Source organism: Mycolicibacterium elephantis DSM 44368, from assembly GCF_004014805.1.
Lineage (GTDB): Bacteria > Actinomycetota > Actinomycetes > Mycobacteriales > Mycobacteriaceae > Mycobacterium > Mycobacterium elephantis.
The window spans coordinates 96921-113408 of record NZ_ATDN01000006.1; the positions used below are offsets into that span (position 1 = coordinate 96921).

Here is a 16488-nt window from a genome sequence, read left to right on the forward strand (position 1 = left end):
GATCCATCAGGCCCCTATCGGACCCCGTGAGGAAGCGTTGCCCCACAACAAAACAACGAAAGGCTGCCCGAATGAGCTCTGACGACACTGCCTCCACCACCGGTACCGCTCAGATCGGGGTCACCGGCCTCGCCGTGATGGGCTCCAACATCGCACGCAACTTCGCCCGGCACGGATACACGGTCGCGCTGCACAACCGTTCCGTCGCCAAGACCGATGCGCTGCTGGCCGAGCACGGCTCCGAGGGCAAGTTCGTCCGCAGCGAGACCATCGCCGAATTTCTTGACGCGCTGGAGAAGCCGCGCCGGGTGTTGATCATGGTCAAGGCCGGGGAGGCGACCGACGCCGTGATCAACGAACTCGCCGACGCGATGGAAGAGGGCGACATCATCATCGACGGCGGCAACGCGCTCTACACCGACACCATCCGTCGGGAGAAGGCGATGCGGGAGCGCGGGCTGCACTTCGTCGGCGCGGGCATCTCCGGCGGTGAGGAAGGCGCGCTCAACGGGCCGTCGATCATGCCGGGCGGCCCCAAGGAGTCCTACGAGAGCCTCGGCCCGCTGCTCGAGGAGATCTCCGCGCACGTCGACGGCGTGCCGTGCTGCACGCACATCGGGCCCGACGGGGCAGGGCATTTCGTGAAGATGGTGCACAACGGCATCGAGTACTCCGACATGCAGCTCATCGGCGAGGCCTACCAGTTGCTGCGCGACGGGCTGGGCAAGTCCGCGGGCGAGATCGCCGACGTGTTCGACGAGTGGAACTCCGGCGACCTGGACAGCTTCCTGGTCGAGATCACCGCGAAGGTGCTGCGCCAGGTCGACGCCAAAACCGGTAAGCCGCTGGTCGACGTCATCGTCGACGAGGCCGAGCAGAAGGGCACCGGGCGCTGGACGGTGAAGTCCGCGCTGGACCTGGGTGTGCCCGTGACCGGCATCGCCGAGGCCGTGTTCGCCCGCGCCCTTTCCGGGTCCGTCGCCCAGCGGCGGGCCACGACCGGACTGGCCTCGGGGGATCTGGGTGAAAAGCCCAGCGACGCAGCCCAGTTCACCGAGGACGTGCGCCAGGCGCTGTACGCGTCGAAGATCGTGGCGTACGCGCAGGGCTTCAACCAAATTCAGGCCGGCAGCGCCGAACACAACTGGAACGTCAACCCCGGCGATCTGGCCACCATCTGGCGCGGCGGGTGCATCATCCGCGCCAAGTTCCTCAACCGGATAAAGGACGCCTACGACACCGATCCCGACCTGGCCACGTTGCTCGCCGCGCCGTACTTCCGCAGCGCGGTCGAGTCGGCGATCGACAGCTGGCGCCGCGTCGTCGTCACCGCCACCCGATTGGGCATCCCGATCCCCGGGTTCTCCTCGGCGTTGTCCTACTACGATGCGCTGCGCACCGAGCGGCTGCCCGCGGCGCTGATCCAGGGGCTGCGCGACTACTTCGGCGCGCACACCTACGCGCGGATCGACGCCGACCGCGACAAGAAGTTCCACACCCTGTGGAGCGGCGACCGCACCGAGGTCGAGGCCTGAGTTCGCTTCTGCAGGCGCCGGCCGAGGGCCCAACTAGACTCGGCAGCGATGCGTTTTCTTGACGGCCACCGGCCCGGCTACGACCTGACCTATGAGGATGTCTTCATCGTCCCGGGCCGCTCGAAGATCCAGTCACGGATGGACGTCGACCTGGCCACCTCCGACGGCTCGGGAACGACCATCCCGGTGGTGGTCGCCAACATGACCGCGGTGGCCGGTCGGCGGATGGCCGAGACGGTGTCCCGCCGCGGGGGCCTGGTGGTGCTGCCCCAGGACCTGCCGATCGACGTGGTGAAGCAGACCGTCGACTTCGTCAAGAGCCGCGACCTGGTGGTGGACACTCCTGTCGTCCTGTCCCCCGACGACTCCGTGTCGGATGCGACGGCGCTGATCCACAAACGCGCGCACGGCGCCGCCGTCGTCGTGCACGAGGGCCGCCCGACCGGCCTGGTCACCGAGGGCAACTGCGTCGGGGTGGACCGGTTCACCCGGGTACGCGACGTCGCGATCTCCGATTTCGTCACTGCCCCGGTGGGCACCGATCCGCGCAAGGTCTTCGACCTGCTCGAACACGCACCCGTCGAGGTGGCGGTGATGACCGACGCCGACGGCCACCTGGCCGGCGTGCTGACCCGCACCGGCGCGATCAGGGCGGGCATCTACACCCCGGCCGTGGACGCCGACGGCCGGCTGCGGATCGCCGCGGCGGTCGGCATCAACGGCGACGTCGCCGCCAGGGCCCGCAGCCTGGCCGAGACCGGCGTCGACCTGCTGGTGATCGACACCGCCCACGGACACCAGGACAAGATGCTGGACGCGATCGCGGCCGTGGCGTCGCTGGATCTGGGGTTGCCGCTGGCCGCGGGCAACGTGGTCTCCGCGGAGGGCACCCGCGACCTGATCGACGCGGGCGCCTCGATCGTCAAGGTCGGCGTCGGTCCCGGGGCGATGTGCACCACCCGGATGATGACCGGGGTCGGGCGGCCCCAGTTCTCGGCGGTTTACGAATGCGCTGCGGCGGCAAGGCAACTCGGCGCGCACGTGTGGGCCGACGGCGGTATCCGGCACCCTCGCGACGTCGCGCTGGCGCTGGCCGCCGGGGCGTCCAACGTGATGATCGGGTCCTGGTTCGCGGGCACGTACGAGTCGCCGGGTGATCTGATGCGCGACCGCGACGACCAGCCGTACAAGGAGAGCTACGGAATGGCGTCCAAGCGGGCCGTTGCGGCCCGCGCCGCCGCCGACAGCCCGTTCGACCAGGCCCGCAAGGCGTTGTTCGAAGAGGGCATCTCGACTTCGCGGATGGGGCTGGACCCCTCCCGCGGCGGCGTCGAGGACCTTCTCGACCACATCACCTCGGGTGTGCGCAGCACCTGCACCTACGTCGGCGCGGCCAACCTGTCCGAACTTCACGAGAAGGCGGTGCTGGGCGTGCAGTCCGGGGCCGGCTTCGCCGAGGGCCATCCGCTGCCCACCGGTTGGTGAGCCAGCGCGCACCGGATTCACCCCGCTACGATGATTTCCTCAGCACTCGACTACTCGAAAGGGAACCCGTGCCGCAGGCACCCGTCGAGGCCGTGAGCTTGTCGGCCGAGCGGCCCGGTCACGAGCCTTCCGACGCCGAGCCCTCTTCTAGCCAGCCGGGCATCAGGCCCGGCGATCCCGAGGCGAGGCGGCGATGAGCCTCGCGATGTCGCTGGTGTCGATAGCGGCGATCATCCTGCTGACCGCGGGCACGGCGGTGTTCGTCGCCGCCGAGTTCTCACTGACGGCGCTGGAGCGCAGCACCGTCGAGGCCAACGCGCGTGGCGGCGACCGCCGCGACCAGATGGTCCGGCGCGCGCACCGCACGCTGTCGTTTCAGCTCTCCGGCGCCCAGGTCGGCATCTCGATCACCACCCTGGCCACCGGCTACCTGGCCGAACCTGTCGTCGGCCGGATGATCCAGCCCGGGCTGGACGCGCTGGGTGTGCCGGCGCGCCTGTCCCCCGGCATCGCGCTGTTCGTCGCCGTCGTCATCGCCACCTCGCTGTCGATGGTGTTCGGCGAGCTGGTGCCCAAGAACCTCGCCGTGGCCCGACCGGTGCCAACGGCGCGGTGGTCGGCGGGCCCGCAGCTGCTGTTCTCGGCACTGTTCACCCCGCTCATCCGGATCACCAACGGCACCGCCAACCTGATCCTGCGCCGGCTGGGCATCGAGCCCGCCGAGGAGCTGCGATCGGCGCGTTCGGCGCAGGAACTGGTGTCGCTGGTGCGCAACTCGGCGCGCAGCGGCGCACTGGACCCGGTGACCGCCCTGCTGGTCGACCGCTCGCTGCAGTTCGGTGACCGCACCGCCGAGGAGCTGATGACCCCACGGTCGAAGATCGAAGCGCTCGACGCCGACGACACCGTCGCCGATCTGGTCGACGTCGCCATCAAGACCGGCTTCTCGCGGTTCCCGATCGTTCGCGGCGACCTCGACGAGACCATCGGCATCGTTCACGTCAAGCAGGTGTTCAAGGTGCCGATGGACAAACGCGCCACCACGCGCCTCGCGACGTTGGCGGTGCCGGTGGCGAAGGTGCCGTCCACGCTCGACGGGGACTCGCTGATGACCCAGATCCGCGCCAACGGGCTGCAGACCGCGCTGGTGGTCGACGAGTACGGCGGCACCGCAGGAATGGTCACCGTCGAGGACCTGATCGAGGAGATCGTCGGCGACGTCCGAGACGAGCACGACGTCGAAGCGCCCAACGTGGTGCCCGCCGGGCGGGGCTGGCGGGTGTCGGGGTTGCTGCGCATCGACGAGGTCGCCGGCGCCACCAACTTCCGGGCGCCCGAAGGCGACTACGAGACGATCGGCGGCTTGGTGCTCGAAAAGCTCGGGCACATCCCCGACGAGGGCGAATCGGTGGAGCTCACCGCGTTCGACCCGGACGGCGTGGTGGAGGATCCGGTCTACTGGCTGGCCACCGTCCTGCGGATGGACGGCCGCCGCATCGACCTGCTCGAGCTGACCGAACTGGGCCGTCGCAGCGAGAACGGGGAGACCTGATGGGCGACTTGTTCGGCGTGCTGCTGACGATCGTGCTGCTCGGCGCGAACGCGTTCTTCGTCGCCTCGGAGTTCGCGCTGATCTCCGCGCGCCGCGACCGACTCGAGGCGCTCGCCGAGAACGGCAAGAAGAGCGCGGTCACGGTGATCAGGGCCGGCGAGCACCTGTCGTTGATGCTGGCCGGCTCGCAACTCGGCATCACGATCTGTTCGATCCTGCTCGGACGCGTCGGCGAGCCCGCCGTCGCGCACCTGCTGGAGAAACCGTTCGACCTGATCGGGATCTCCGACGCGGTGCTGCACACGGTGTCGTTCTTCGTCGCGCTGGGCATCGTCGTCACCCTGCACGTGCTGCTCGGCGAGATGGTGCCGAAGAACATCGCGATCGCCGGCCCGGAGACCACCGCGATGCTGCTGATCCCGACGTATCTGGTGTGGATCCGGATGGCCAGGCCGCTGATCGCGTTCTACAACTGGTGCGCCAACGCGACGTTGCGCATGTTCCGCGTTGAGCCCAAGGACGAACTGGACATCACCGTCTCGACGGTCGAACTGTCGGAGATGATCGCCGAGTCGGTGTCGGAGGGGCTGCTCGACCCCGAGGAACACGGCCGGCTGACCCGAGCCCTGCAGATCCGCAACCGGGTGGTCAACGACGTCGCCGTGCCGCTTGGCGAGATCCGGACGGTGCCGGTGGCCCGCGAGGGTGCAGGCCCGACCGTCGGCGCCATCGAGGACGCGCTGACCGAGACCGGCTACTCGCGGTTCCCGGTCGCCGACAAGAACGGCAACTACCTCGGCTACCTGCACATCAAGGACGTATTGCCCCTGGTCAACGACCCAGAGGCGGTGCTGGACGCGACGATGGTGCGGCCGTTGCCGCGGGTGCCCGCCTCAACGCCGCTGCCCGACGCGCTGTCGCGACTGCGGCGCCGCAATGCCCACCTCGCGCTGGTCACCGACCGGGACGGCACGGTGTCGGCGATGGTGGCGCTGGAAGATCTGGTCGAGGACCTGGTCGGCACCGTGCGTGACGGGACGCACCGTGTCTGATGTCGCGCTGCGCGCGACGGTGTCTGATGTCGCGCTGCGCGCGACACGGTGTCTGATGTCGCGCTTCGCGCTCGGCGCGGCGGACTGGACCGCCCGGGCGCGCCGCCACCGGCAACGCGTCGACGCGTTCCTGCGGGTGTACCGGGCCGCGCCCGCCGAACCCCACCCCGTGTGGGACTTCCTGTTCACCTACTACAGCCTGCGCCCGCGCCAGTTGCGGACCTGGCATCCGGGGTTCGGCGTGATCCTGACCGGCGACGCGGCGCGACGCTATCTGGGCCGCACCGGATACGGCCCGGCCGCCGGCGGGGTCACCGTGACCGGCGACTACCTGGCGGCCCGCCTCGACACGGTCGACTTCATCGCGCGGTTGCTGCGCGCGACCGCCGCGCGGCCGGCGCGGCTGAACTGCTTCGGGCTGCACGAATGGGCCATGGTGTATCGCGCGCCGACCGTGCGTCACGCCCACGTCCCGTTGCGGTTGGGGACGACGGGCACCGATGCGGTGGTCGAGTCGATGCCGTTGCGCTGCAGCCACTTCGACGCGTTCCGCTTCTTCACCGAACCGGCCGCTCGGCGCAACGCCGAGCGGCTCACCCGCGCGGACCAGATCGGTGCCGAACAACCCGGCTGCGTCCATGCGGCGATGGACTGCTACAAGTGGGCGTTCAAGCTGGGCCCGCTGGTCAACTCCGAGCTCGTGATGGACTGTTTGGAGCTGGCCGCCGATGCCCGTGAACTGGACATGCGGGCCAGCCCCTATGATCTCCGCGAATACGGATTCGCCCCGATCGCGATCGAGACCCCGGCCGGTCGGGCGGAATACGTGCGGCTCCAGCAGAACGTCGCTGACCGGGCTGCGCCGCTGCGCGCGGCCCTGGTCGACAGGTGCGACCGACTCCTCGCCGCGGCGGGCCGCGAATTTGAGGAAGCGGCGGGCCGCGAATTTGAGGAAGCGGGCGGGCCGCGAAAATAGGAGAAGCGGCGGGCCGCGAAACGGAAGATGCGGCGAGCCGCGGTTAGGTGACGCTGCCGGCGGATAAAGCCCAGCTACCGGTGGGTAAGCTAAACGAAGGCTCAAGGGAGGAAAGATGACCGATCGTGTGACGGTGGGGAACCTGCGCGTCGCCCAGGTGTTGTACGAATTCATCAACAACGAGGCGTTGCCGGGCACCGATATCGATCCCGACACCTTCTGGTCCGGGGTGGACAAGGTCGTCGCCGATCTGACCCCCAAGAACCAGGATCTGCTGGCCCGGCGCGACGATCTGCAGGCCCGGATCGACAAGTGGCACCGCCACCGGGTGATCGAGCCGATCGATCCCGAGGCCTACAAGAACTTCCTGATCGAGATCGGGTACCTGCTCCCCGAGCCCGACGACTTCACCATCACCACCACCGGCGTCGACGACGAGATCACCACCACCGCCGGCCCGCAGCTGGTGGTGCCGATCCTCAACGCCCGGTTCGCGCTGAACGCCGCCAACGCCCGCTGGGGTTCGCTGTACGACGCGCTGTACGGCACCGACGTGATCTCCGAGGAGGGCGGCGCCGAAAAGGGCACCAGCTACAACCCGGTGCGCGGCGAGAAGGTCATCGCGTATGCGCGGCGCTTCCTCGACCGCGCCGCACCGCTGGCCACCAGCGGCTGGAGTGAGGCCACCGGCTTCAAGGTCGATGACGGCGCTCTGCTGGTCACCCTCGGCGACGGCCTGTCGACCGGGCTGGCGACGCCCGAGCAGTTCGTCGGCTACACCGGCGACGCCGACGCGCCCAAGTCGCTGCTGCTGAAGAACCACGGCCTGCACGGCGAGGTCCTCATCGACCCCGACTCCCCCGTCGGCTCGACCGACAAGGCCGGCATCAAGGACGTTGTGCTGGAATCCGCGGTCACCACGATCATGGACTTCGAGGACTCCGTGGCCGCCGTCGACGCCGGCGACAAGGTGCTCGGCTACCGCAACTGGCTCGGCCTGAACAAGGGCGACCTCGCCGAGGAGGTCACCAAGGACGGCAAGACCTTCACCCGGGTGCTCAACCAGGACCGCACCTACACCACCCCCGACGGCGGCGAGCTCACGCTGCCCGGCCGCAGCCTGTTGTTCGTGCGCAACGTCGGGCACCTGATGACCAACGACGCGATCGTCCTCGACGACAACGGCTCCGACGGCCCCGAGGTGTACGAGGGTATCCAGGACGCGCTGTTCACCAGCCTGATCGCGATCCACGGGCTCAAGTCCGGTGAGCAGAACGGGCCGCTGGTCAACAGCCGCACGGGGTCGATCTACATCGTCAAGCCCAAGATGCACGGCCCCGACGAGGTGGCGTTCACCTGCGAGCTGTTCAGCCGGGTCGAGGACGTGCTCGGCCTGCCCGCCAACACCATCAAGGTGGGCATCATGGACGAGGAGCGGCGCACCACCGTCAACCTCAAGGCCTGCATCAAGGCCGCGGCCGACCGCGTCGTGTTCATCAACACCGGCTTCCTCGACCGCACCGGCGACGAGATCCACACGTCGCTGGAGGCTGGTCCGATGGTCCGCAAGGGCGCGATGAAGAACACCGTTTGGATCGCCGCCTACGAGGACCAGAACGTCGACATCGGCCTGGCGACCGGATTCTCCGGGCGCGCGCAGATCGGCAAGGGCATGTGGGCCATGACCGACCTGATGGCCGACATGGTCGAGCAGAAGATCGCCCAGCCCAAGGCCGGCGCCACCACCGCCTGGGTGCCGTCGCCGACCGCGGCGACCCTACACGCCATGCACTACCACGAGGTCGACGTGTACGCGGTGCAGAAGGAACTCGCGGGCAAGAAGCGCACCACCATCGACCAGCTGCTCACGATTCCGCTGGCCAAGGAGCTGGCGTGGGCGCCCGAGGAGATCCGCGAGGAGGTCGACAACAACTGCCAGTCGATCCTCGGCTACGTGGTCCGGTGGATCGACGCCGGCGTGGGTTGCTCGAAGGTGCCCGACATCCACAACGTCGCGCTGATGGAAGACCGTGCGACGCTGCGTATCTCGAGCCAGTTGCTGGCGAACTGGTTGCGCCACGGCGTCATCACCGAAGAGGACATCAAGGCCAGCCTGCGCCGGATGGCCGCCGTCGTCGACAAGCAGAACGAGAAGGATCCGGAATTCCGCCCGATGGCACCGGATCCCGACAACAACATCGCGTTCCAAGCCGCGCAGGAGCTGATCCTCTCCGGCGCTGAGCAACCGAACGGCTACACCGAGCCGATCCTGCATCGACGGCGTCGCGAGTACAAGGCCGCAAGTGGGCAGGCATAGCCTTCCGGACCCCGAGGACTCGCCGGACCGAGAGCAGTTCGACGAGTCTTCGGAATCTCAGACCGAGCGCTTCGGTTTGGGCCGTGATGAGCCGGGCCATGACCCCGGCTTCGGCGGTTCCGAATACGGCGACTCCGCTTATCGGACACCGCAATACGGTGACGGGTCCGACGAGCAGGGCTACTTCGACGACGGCGACGTCGTCGATGCCGAGCGCCCCGAATCGGCGTCAGGCACCGGCGCGCCTCCCCCGCCGCCGCGCCGCCCCGGCCGACACAGCGGTGAGTGGGAAGGCGGCGAGTGGACCGGTAGCCACCGCGCGGTGACCGCCGGACGGCGTGGCGTCAGCGTCGGCGTCATCGTCGCGCTGGTGGCGGTCGTGGTGCTGGTCGGCGCCGTCATCTTGTGGCGGTTCTTCGGTGATGCGCTGTCCAGCCGCAGCGACGTGGCCGCCGCCCGCTGCGTGGACGGTGAACTCGCGGTGGCCGTGATCACCGATCCGTCCATCTCCGAGCAGGTTCGGACGCTGGCCGACAGCTACAACGAGACCGCGGCGCCGGTCGGTGACCGGTGCGTGAAGGTCGGCGTCAAATCCGCGAACTCCGATCAGGTCATCAACGGTTTCGGCGACACCTGGCCCGCCGAACTCGGCGAGCGGCCCGCCCTGTGGGTGCCCGCCAGCTCCATCGCGGAGGCACGCCTGGAGGCCGTGGCCGGTCCGCAGCTCGTCAGCGACAGCCGGCCGCTGGTCAACTCCCCCGTGCTGCTCGCCGTCCGGCCGCAGCTCAAACCGGCGCTGGCGCAGCAGAACTGGGGCACCCTGCCAGGACTGCAGACCAATCCGACGTCGCTGGAGGCGTTGAACATGCCGGGCTGGGGATCGCTGCGATTGGCGCTGCCGCTCAGCGGTGACAGCGACGCCTCCTACCTGGCCGCCGAGGCGGTCGCCGCGGCGTCGGCGCCGGAAGGGGCGCCGCCGAGTGCCGGGACGGGCGCGGTGAACACCCTGCTGGCCGGCCAGCCGCAGCTGTCTGACAACACGGCGTCGACCGCCATGGACGCCCTGCTGAACGCACCGGATCCGGCGTCGGCCCCGGTGCACGCCGTCGTCGTCACCGAGCAACAGCTGTACAAGCGCACCTCGGAGATGCAGGACGCCGCAAAGAGTGTCGCGTCTTGGCTGCCGCCGGGCCCGCCCGCGATGGCCGACTATCCGACCGTGCTGCTGTCGGGTGATTGGCTGAGCCAGGAACAGCTCAGAGCCGCCAGCGAATTCGCGCGGTTCATGCGCAAACCCGACCAGCTCACCGAGTTCGCCGAGGCCGGGTTCCGCACCGAGGGCGGCACCCCACCGGAGAGCGAGGTCGTGGACTTCGCTCCGGTCGCCGAGCCGTTGCGGTTGGGCGACGACGCCGCGCGCGCCTCGCTGGCCGCCGCGTTGACGGCGCCTGCGGAGAACCCGGCGGTGACGATCATGCTCGACCAGTCGATGCCGGCCGACGAAGGCGGCCGATCGCGGCTGGCGAACGTGGTGGCCGCGCTGCAGGCGCGTCTGCAGGCGCTGCCCGCGACGTCAGCGGTGGGACTGTGGACCTTCGACGGCACCGCGGGCCGCTCCGAGGTGAGCACCGGGCCGCTGACCGACCCGGTGGACGGCGGGCCGCGGTCGGCGGCGCTGGCTGCCGCGCTCGACTCGCAGTCCGCCTCCGGCGGTGGCGCGGTGTCGTTCACCACGCTGCGGCTGGTCTACACCGATGCGATGGCCAATTACCGTGAGGGGCAGCCCAACTCGGTTCTGGTCATCACCACCGGCCCGCACACCGACCGGACCCTGGACGGGCCGGGGCTGCAGCAGTACATCCGCGGGGCGTTCGATCAGGCCCGCCCGGTCGCCGTCAACGTCATCGACTTCGGCGCCGACTCCGACCGCGAGACCTGGGAGGCCGTCGCGCAGATCACCGGCGGCACGTATCAGAACGTGGAGAGTTCGGCGTCACCGGAACTGAACGCGGCGATCGCCACCATGCTCGGCTAGGTCGGGGCCGACAGCAGGCTCAGCGCCGACCTGGCGAACACCTCCGGCACCTCGACCTGTGGGTAGTGCCCGACGCCGGGAAGCTCGATGACGTCTGCGGCTGACCGTAATTCGCGCAATCCGTCGAGCACGTTGGTGGTCGCGACGATGTCATCGAGCGCCCACAAGAAGCTCAGCTTCTTGGGCCAGTCGCGGACCGCGCCGTGCCATCGGTCGGCGTAGCGCACCCGCTCGTCGAGATAGGAGATCAGCAGGTGGGCGATGCGGTGGCCGTCGTTGTGGGTCAGCAGCGACCACTGCGCCTCGGCCTCCGCGTCCGACAGCGGGTGCGCGTCGGTGAACAGCTTGCCGAACCCGCGGACGAACCCGCCGCGGTTGACCAGTCGGGCCATCAGCGGCCCCAGCGGGCCGCGCAGAATCTTCTGGCTGGGCCGCAGGCTGGCCCGGTCCAGGATGATGCTGCCGTTGCTCAGCACGACCCGTTGCAACTCAAACGGCAAGCGGCCCTCGATGTCTCGGGCCAGTAGCTCGGTGGTCACCGACGTTCCCATGTCATGTGCGATCAGCACCACCGGGCCGGCGTTGGCGTCGGCCACCACCGCCTGCACGATATCGGCCTGCTCCAGCAGGCTGTAGCGGTGCGGGCGCGGCTTGTCGGACAAGCCGAAGCCCAAGAAGTCCAGCGTCAGCCATGCCCTGCCGCCGAGGTGGTCGATCACCTGCCGGTAGTCGAAGCTGCTCGACGGGTAGCCGTGCAGCATCAGGATCGTCGGGCCGTCGCCGGGGGCGCTGCGGACGAACACCTTGCCCGCGGGGGTGGTCAGCCAGCGGCCGGCGTCGCGCCATTGCGCGACCGTCGGTGGTAACACCCGCCCGACCATAGCCGCCGAACGTTCCTTACCGCTCGAAAAGTCGGCGAATTATCGCGCGGTAAGGAACGTTCGGCGAAGGGCCGTCAGGCGAACGCCTCGACCGGCGGGCACGAGCACACCAGGTTGCGGTCCCCGTAGGCGCCGTCGATGCGGCGCACCGGCGGCCACACCTTCGGCCGGAAGTTCTTGCCCAGCGGATAGGCCGCCTGCTCGCGGGTGTAGGGGTGATCCCAGTCGTCCACCAGCAGGCACTCCGCGGTGTGCGGCGCCCCGCGTAACGGGTTGTCGTCGACCGGCCAGGTGCCGTCTGCGACCTTGTCGATCTCGGCGCGGATCGCGATCATCGCCTCGCAGAACGCGTCGATCTCGGCCAGGCTCTCGCTCTCCGTCGGCTCGACCATCAGCGTGCCCGCGACCGGAAAGCTCATCGTGGGTGCGTGGAAACCGAAGTCCGCCAACCGCTTTGCCACATCATCGACGGTGACGCCGGTCTGCTTGGTGATCTTGCGCAGGTCCAGGATGCATTCATGAGCGACCATGCCGTTCTCGCCGGTGTAGAGCACCGGGTAATACTCGTCGAGGCGGCGGGCGATGTAATTGGCCGAGGCGATCGCCGTGAGCGACGCCGCCCGCAACCCGGTGGCGCCCATCATCCGGATGTAGGCCCAGGTGATCGGCAGAATCGACGCCGAACCGTACGGCGCGGCCGACACGGTGTGCGCATCGGGCAGTTCATCGGCCAGCGGATGACCGGGCAGGTACTCGGCCAGGTGCGAGCGCACCGCGACCGGGCCGACGCCGGGACCCCCGCCGCCGTGCGGGATGCAGAACGTCTTGTGCAGGTTGAGGTGGCTGACGTCGCCGCCGAACCGGCCCGGCCGGGCCAGCCCCACCAGCGCGTTGAGGTTGGCGCCGTCGACGTACACCTGTCCGCCGGCGTCATGCACCGCGGCGCAGATGTCGGTGATGTCGTGTTCGTACACCCCGTGCGTCGACGGATAGGTGATCATCAACGCCGACAACCGGTCTGCGTGCTCGGCCACCTTGGCGCGCAGGTCGTCGAGGTCGACGTCACCGTTCTCCCGGCACGCCACCACCACGACCCGCATGCCCGCCAGCGCCGCCGAGGCCGCGTTGGTGCCGTGCGCGCTGGACGGGATCAGGCAGACGTTGCGGTCGGGTTCGCCGCGCTCGGCGTGGTAGGCCTGGATCGCCAGCAGTCCCGCGTACTCGCCCTGCGAACCGGCGTTGGGTTGCAGCGACACCGCGTCGTAGCCGGTGATCTCGGTCAGCCACTTCTCCAGATCGGCGATCAGATTGCGCAGCCCCGGCGCGTCGGCGGCCGGCGCGAACGGATGCTGACGGCCGAACTCCGGCCAGGTGATCGGCTCCATCTCGGCGGCCGCGTTGAGCTTCATCGTGCACGAGCCGAGCGGAATCATGCTGCGGTCCAACGCGATGTCCTTGTCGGCCAGCGACCGCAGGTAGCGCATCATCTCGGTCTCGGTGCGGTATCGGGTGAACGCGGGATGGGTCAGGAAGGCCGACGTCCGCGTCGCGATCTGCGGGCCGTCGAACGCCGTGTCGACCGGGGCGGCCCCGAACGCCGACAGGACCGCGTCGAGGTGCGACGCGATGGTGGCCTCGTCGCAGGCCACCGACACGTGGTCGTCGTCGACGCGCCACACGTTGATGCCGCGGGCCTTGGCCTTGTCGCGGATCTCGGTGGCACGGCCGGGCACCCGCGCCAGCACCGTGTCGAAGAACGTGTCGTGCACCACCTCGACACCCGCGGCGGTCAGCCCGGCGGCCAGCGCGCGCGCCCGGGCGTGCACCCGGCGCGCGATCCCGGTCAGCCCGTCGGCGCCGTGATAGCTGGCGTACATCGCGGCCAGCACCGCCAACAGCACCTGCGCGGTGCAGATGTTGCTGGTCGCCTTGTCGCGGCGGATGTGCTGCTCGCGGGTCTGCAGCGCGAGCCGATATGCCGGCGACCCGTCGGCGTCGACGGAGACCCCGACCAGCCGGCCGGGCAGTTGGCGGGCGTGCTTGCTGCGCACCGCGAGATAGCCCGCGTGCGGACCGCCGAAGCCCATCGGCACCCCGAACCGTTGCGTGCTGCCGAAGGCGACGTCGGCGCCCAGCTCGCCGGGCGGGGTGATCAACGTCAGGGCCAGCAGGTCGGCCCCGATCGCGACCAGCGCGCCGCGTTCATGGGCCTGCCCGATCAGCTCGCTCCAGTCGACCACGGCCCCGCTGGCGGCGGGCAACTGCGCGATCACCCCGAAGAACTCGCCGTCGGGCAGCCCGCGGCGCAGGTCGGCGCTGACGAGCTCGATACCGAGCGGCTCGGCGCGGGTGGCCAGCACGGCGGCGGTCTGGCGGTATACGTCGACGTCGACCGCCAGCCGGTTCGACGGGCCCTTGACCGCCCGGTGCATCAGCGTCATCGCCTCCGCGGCCGCGGTGCCCTCGTCGAGCATCGACGCGTTGGCCACCTCGAGGCCGGTCAGGTCGGTGACCATGGTCTGAAAGTTCAGTAGCGCCTCCAGGCGGCCCTGGCTGATCTCGGGCTGATACGGCGTGTAGGCGGTGTACCAGGCCGGGTTCTCAATGATGTTGCGGCGCAACACCGGCGGGGTCAGCGTGTCGAAGTACCCCTGTCCGATCATCGACACCGCGATCGTGTTGGACTCGGCCATCGCGCGCAGCTCCGCCAGCGCCTCCTCCTCGGTGGCCGGCGGCAGCAGCTGATCCAGGCCCGATGCCACCCCGTCGGAGGAGACGGCGTCGAGGATGCCCGCCGGGACGGCCTTGCCGGCGAGTTCGTCAAGCGACGCCACCCCGATGGTGTCCAGCATGGTCGCGATTTCGTCGGCGTCGGGACCGATGTGACGGTTGGCGAAGGTGGGCTGGTGATGATCGAACACTGGCGAGTACTCCAGACACATGAAGGTTGAGAACCGCTGGGTTCCTCTCCCTCTGTCGTCGACCCGGTCCGGGCGCCTGAGAGATTCGGCGCCGCCCCGACGGATCGAGAAACGCCTTTCCCCGTGGGCGGGTAAGCAGGGCTTACCGCTTTCCAGAGGCATCGGGGGCCTCGTGCGGTCCTGGTGCCTGAGAGGTTGACGGAGAGGTATTGCTCCTTCGGCGTCCGTGGCTGGGTGTCACGGAACTCTCCCGCACAAGCGCGATGCGCTGACGAGTTTACCGCGAGCGCGTCTCTGTCACGGCCGACGCACTACCCCGCGCGGACAGCGTCTTACGGACCCGTCAGCCGATCTTGCGGTCGCGGTGCTTGCGCCGCGACGCCAGTTCGTCTTCGGGGGCGGCGATGGACTCGCCGCCGTCGGCGCGCTCACCCGGAAAATCCGCGATCGCCCCGGTCAACTCGCGCATGGCGCCGGAGACCGCGATGCCGAACACCCCTTGGCCGCCCTGCAGCAGGTCGACCACTTCCTCGGCCGACGTGCACTCGTAAACCGTGGTGCCGTCGGAGAACAGCGTGATGTTGGCCAGATCGCGAACCCCGCGCTGGCGCAGATGGTCGACGGCGACGCGGATGTTGTGCAGCGAGATGCCGGTGTCGAGCAACCGCTTGACGATTTTGAGAACCAGGATGTCCTTGAATGAGTAGAGCCGCTGGCTACCCGAACCCGCCGCGCTCCGGATCGACGGCACGACCAGCGACGTGCGCGCCCAGTAGTCCAGCTGGCGGTAGGTGATGCCGGCGATCTGGCAGGCGCTGGGGCCGCGGTAGCCGACGAGCTCGTCGGGCACCGAGTCGTCCGGAAAAAGACCTGGTTGCACGGGTTCGCTGGGTACTCCGCTAGTCGAAGACGCTTCCGAATCAGCGGGGCCGCTCGCAGAGGTGAGGTCCAGCTGCTCTTGACGTGGCGTGTCTCCCACTTCCGAAATCCTCTCGCCGATCGAACCCGCGTCCGCAGTCCCGCATGGGGCATACGACTACCGAGCCCGAGTGTGTCGAGCATACGCTTTCCGCCGGACCCGCGACTGTCCATCAGTGGACCGGCACGTCAAAGTATGGCTGCCCGATTCCCGCTTGGCAGAAACCCTCGCCGCGTGTCGAGAGCGACGAGACGTTTCCGTGACAAAGCCTTGCTAGGTCGCCTTGAAGTCGTCGGGCGACACGCTGTCGAGGAACTCCTTGAACTTCTCGACCTCGTCCTCGCGCACCGCCCCGGCGGCCTCGTCGTCGTTCTCGTCGGGAATCAGCAGGCCGGCCTCCGCGAGCACGGCCTCTTCGACGTATATCGGCACGCCGACGCGCAGCGCGATCGCCACCGAGTCCGACGGCCGCGCCGACACCTTGATGTCCCGATCGAAGATCAGGTCGGCGTAGAAAGTGCCTTCCTGCAGATCGACGATTCGCACCTCTTTGAGCGAATGGCCAAGCGCACCAATAAGATCTCGGATCAGGTCGTGGGTCAGCGGCCTGGCGGGCTCCACACCCTGCTGCTCGAGCGCGATCGCCGCGGCTTCTGACTGCCCGATCCAGATCGGCAGATAGCGGTCACCGTTCGACTCGCGGAGCAGCAAAACCGGCTGGTTTTGTGGCTGCTCCACGCGAATGCCGACCACACGCACCTCACCCATATGTGTCTGCCCTCCGCACCAAGAAGCCTTACAAACCAAGTCTAATC

Annotated in this window: 11 protein-coding genes and 2 riboswitches; of the genes, 7 read left to right on the forward strand and 4 right to left on the reverse strand. The window is 68.9% G+C overall.

Annotated features, from left to right (window positions below; all coding sequences use genetic code 11):
• The first annotated feature begins 71 nt into the window (after positions 1-71).
• The 7 genes from gndA to MELE44368_RS06240 all read left to right on the forward strand — a co-directional run bounded on the left by gndA (position 72) and on the right by MELE44368_RS06240 (position 10952).
• Entirely contained in the window at positions 72-1535 is a 1464-nt protein-coding gene (gene gndA / locus MELE44368_RS06210; protein WP_128107702.1) for an NADP-dependent phosphogluconate dehydrogenase, read from the forward strand.
• A gap of 48 nt (positions 1536-1583) precedes the next feature.
• Positions 1584-3020 (forward strand): GuaB1 family IMP dehydrogenase-related protein, encoded by a 1437-nt coding sequence (locus MELE44368_RS06215; RefSeq protein WP_128107703.1) that lies wholly within the window; start codon positions 1584-1586, stop codon positions 3018-3020.
• 193 nt (positions 3021-3213) lie between these two features.
• Complete coding sequence (locus tag MELE44368_RS06220; RefSeq protein WP_128107704.1) at positions 3214-4572, forward strand: hemolysin family protein; 1359 nt, start codon at positions 3214-3216, stop codon at positions 4570-4572.
• The gene (locus MELE44368_RS06225; protein ID WP_128107705.1) at positions 4572-5624 is read left to right on the forward strand and encodes a hemolysin family protein; all 1053 of its coding nucleotides are present in this window, start codon (positions 4572-4574) and stop codon (positions 5622-5624) included. The genes MELE44368_RS06220 and MELE44368_RS06225 overlap by 1 nt, the downstream gene beginning before the upstream one ends.
• A gap of 55 nt (positions 5625-5679) precedes the next feature.
• Positions 5680-6600 carry a 3-methyladenine DNA glycosylase gene (locus tag MELE44368_RS06230; protein ID WP_241566501.1) on the forward strand — a complete coding sequence of 307 codons (921 nt, stop codon included), beginning with the start codon at positions 5680-5682 and terminating at the stop codon, positions 6598-6600.
• 115 nt (positions 6601-6715) lie between these two features.
• Entirely contained in the window at positions 6716-8917 is a 2202-nt protein-coding gene (locus MELE44368_RS06235) for a malate synthase G (RefSeq protein ID WP_128107706.1), read from the forward strand.
• A complete protein-coding gene (locus MELE44368_RS06240) occupies positions 8904-10952 on the forward strand; it encodes a vWA domain-containing protein (RefSeq protein WP_128107707.1) in 2049 nt (682 codons plus the stop codon). Before MELE44368_RS06235 ends, MELE44368_RS06240 begins: the two co-directional genes overlap by 14 nt.
• On the opposite strand, the gene MELE44368_RS06245 is transcribed toward MELE44368_RS06240, so the two are convergent.
• The 4 genes from MELE44368_RS06245 to MELE44368_RS06260 all read right to left on the reverse strand — a co-directional run bounded on the left by MELE44368_RS06245 (position 10949) and on the right by MELE44368_RS06260 (position 16441).
• Positions 10949-11821 (reverse strand): alpha/beta fold hydrolase, encoded by an 873-nt coding sequence (locus MELE44368_RS06245; protein WP_128107708.1) that lies wholly within the window; start codon positions 11819-11821, stop codon positions 10949-10951. The two genes, MELE44368_RS06240 and MELE44368_RS06245, sit on opposite strands and share 4 nt — an antisense overlap.
• An 86-nt stretch (positions 11822-11907) precedes the next feature.
• Positions 11908-14754: an aminomethyl-transferring glycine dehydrogenase gene (gene gcvP, locus MELE44368_RS06250; protein WP_128107709.1), complete on the reverse strand. Its 2847-nt coding sequence runs from the start codon at positions 14752-14754 to the stop codon at positions 11908-11910.
• Between the two features lie 55 nt (positions 14755-14809).
• A riboswitch (glycine riboswitch) is annotated at positions 14810-14919 on the reverse strand.
• A riboswitch (glycine riboswitch) is annotated at positions 14920-15017 on the reverse strand. It lies immediately after the preceding riboswitch.
• 80 nt (positions 15018-15097) lie between these two features.
• Positions 15098-15733: a MerR family transcriptional regulator gene (locus MELE44368_RS06255; protein WP_128107710.1), complete on the reverse strand. Its 636-nt coding sequence runs from the start codon at positions 15731-15733 to the stop codon at positions 15098-15100.
• A 213-nt stretch (positions 15734-15946) separates the two neighbouring features.
• Positions 15947-16441, reverse strand: a complete 495-nt coding sequence (locus tag MELE44368_RS06260; protein ID WP_046752239.1) for a bifunctional nuclease family protein — start codon at positions 16439-16441, stop codon at positions 15947-15949.
• Positions 16442-16488 lie beyond the last annotated feature (47 nt).

What these genes read in the sequence shown, in the direction of transcription:
- gndA (WP_128107702.1), top strand. Translation starts at nt 72, where the DNA reads ATGAGCTCTGACGACACTGCCTCCACCACCGGTACCGCTCAGATCGGG.
- MELE44368_RS06215 (WP_128107703.1), top strand. Translation starts at nt 1,584, where the DNA reads ATGCGTTTTCTTGACGGCCACCGGCCCGGCTACGACCTGACCTATGAG.
- MELE44368_RS06220 (WP_128107704.1), top strand. Translation starts at nt 3,214, where the DNA reads ATGAGCCTCGCGATGTCGCTGGTGTCGATAGCGGCGATCATCCTGCTG.
- MELE44368_RS06225 (WP_128107705.1), top strand. Translation starts at nt 4,572, where the DNA reads ATGGGCGACTTGTTCGGCGTGCTGCTGACGATCGTGCTGCTCGGCGCG.
- MELE44368_RS06230 (WP_241566501.1), top strand. Translation starts at nt 5,680, where the DNA reads ATGTCGCGCTTCGCGCTCGGCGCGGCGGACTGGACCGCCCGGGCGCGC.
- MELE44368_RS06235 (WP_128107706.1), top strand. Translation starts at nt 6,716, where the DNA reads ATGACCGATCGTGTGACGGTGGGGAACCTGCGCGTCGCCCAGGTGTTG.
- MELE44368_RS06260 (WP_046752239.1), bottom strand. Translation starts at nt 16,441, where the DNA reads ATGGGTGAGGTGCGTGTGGTCGGCATTCGCGTGGAGCAGCCACAAAAC.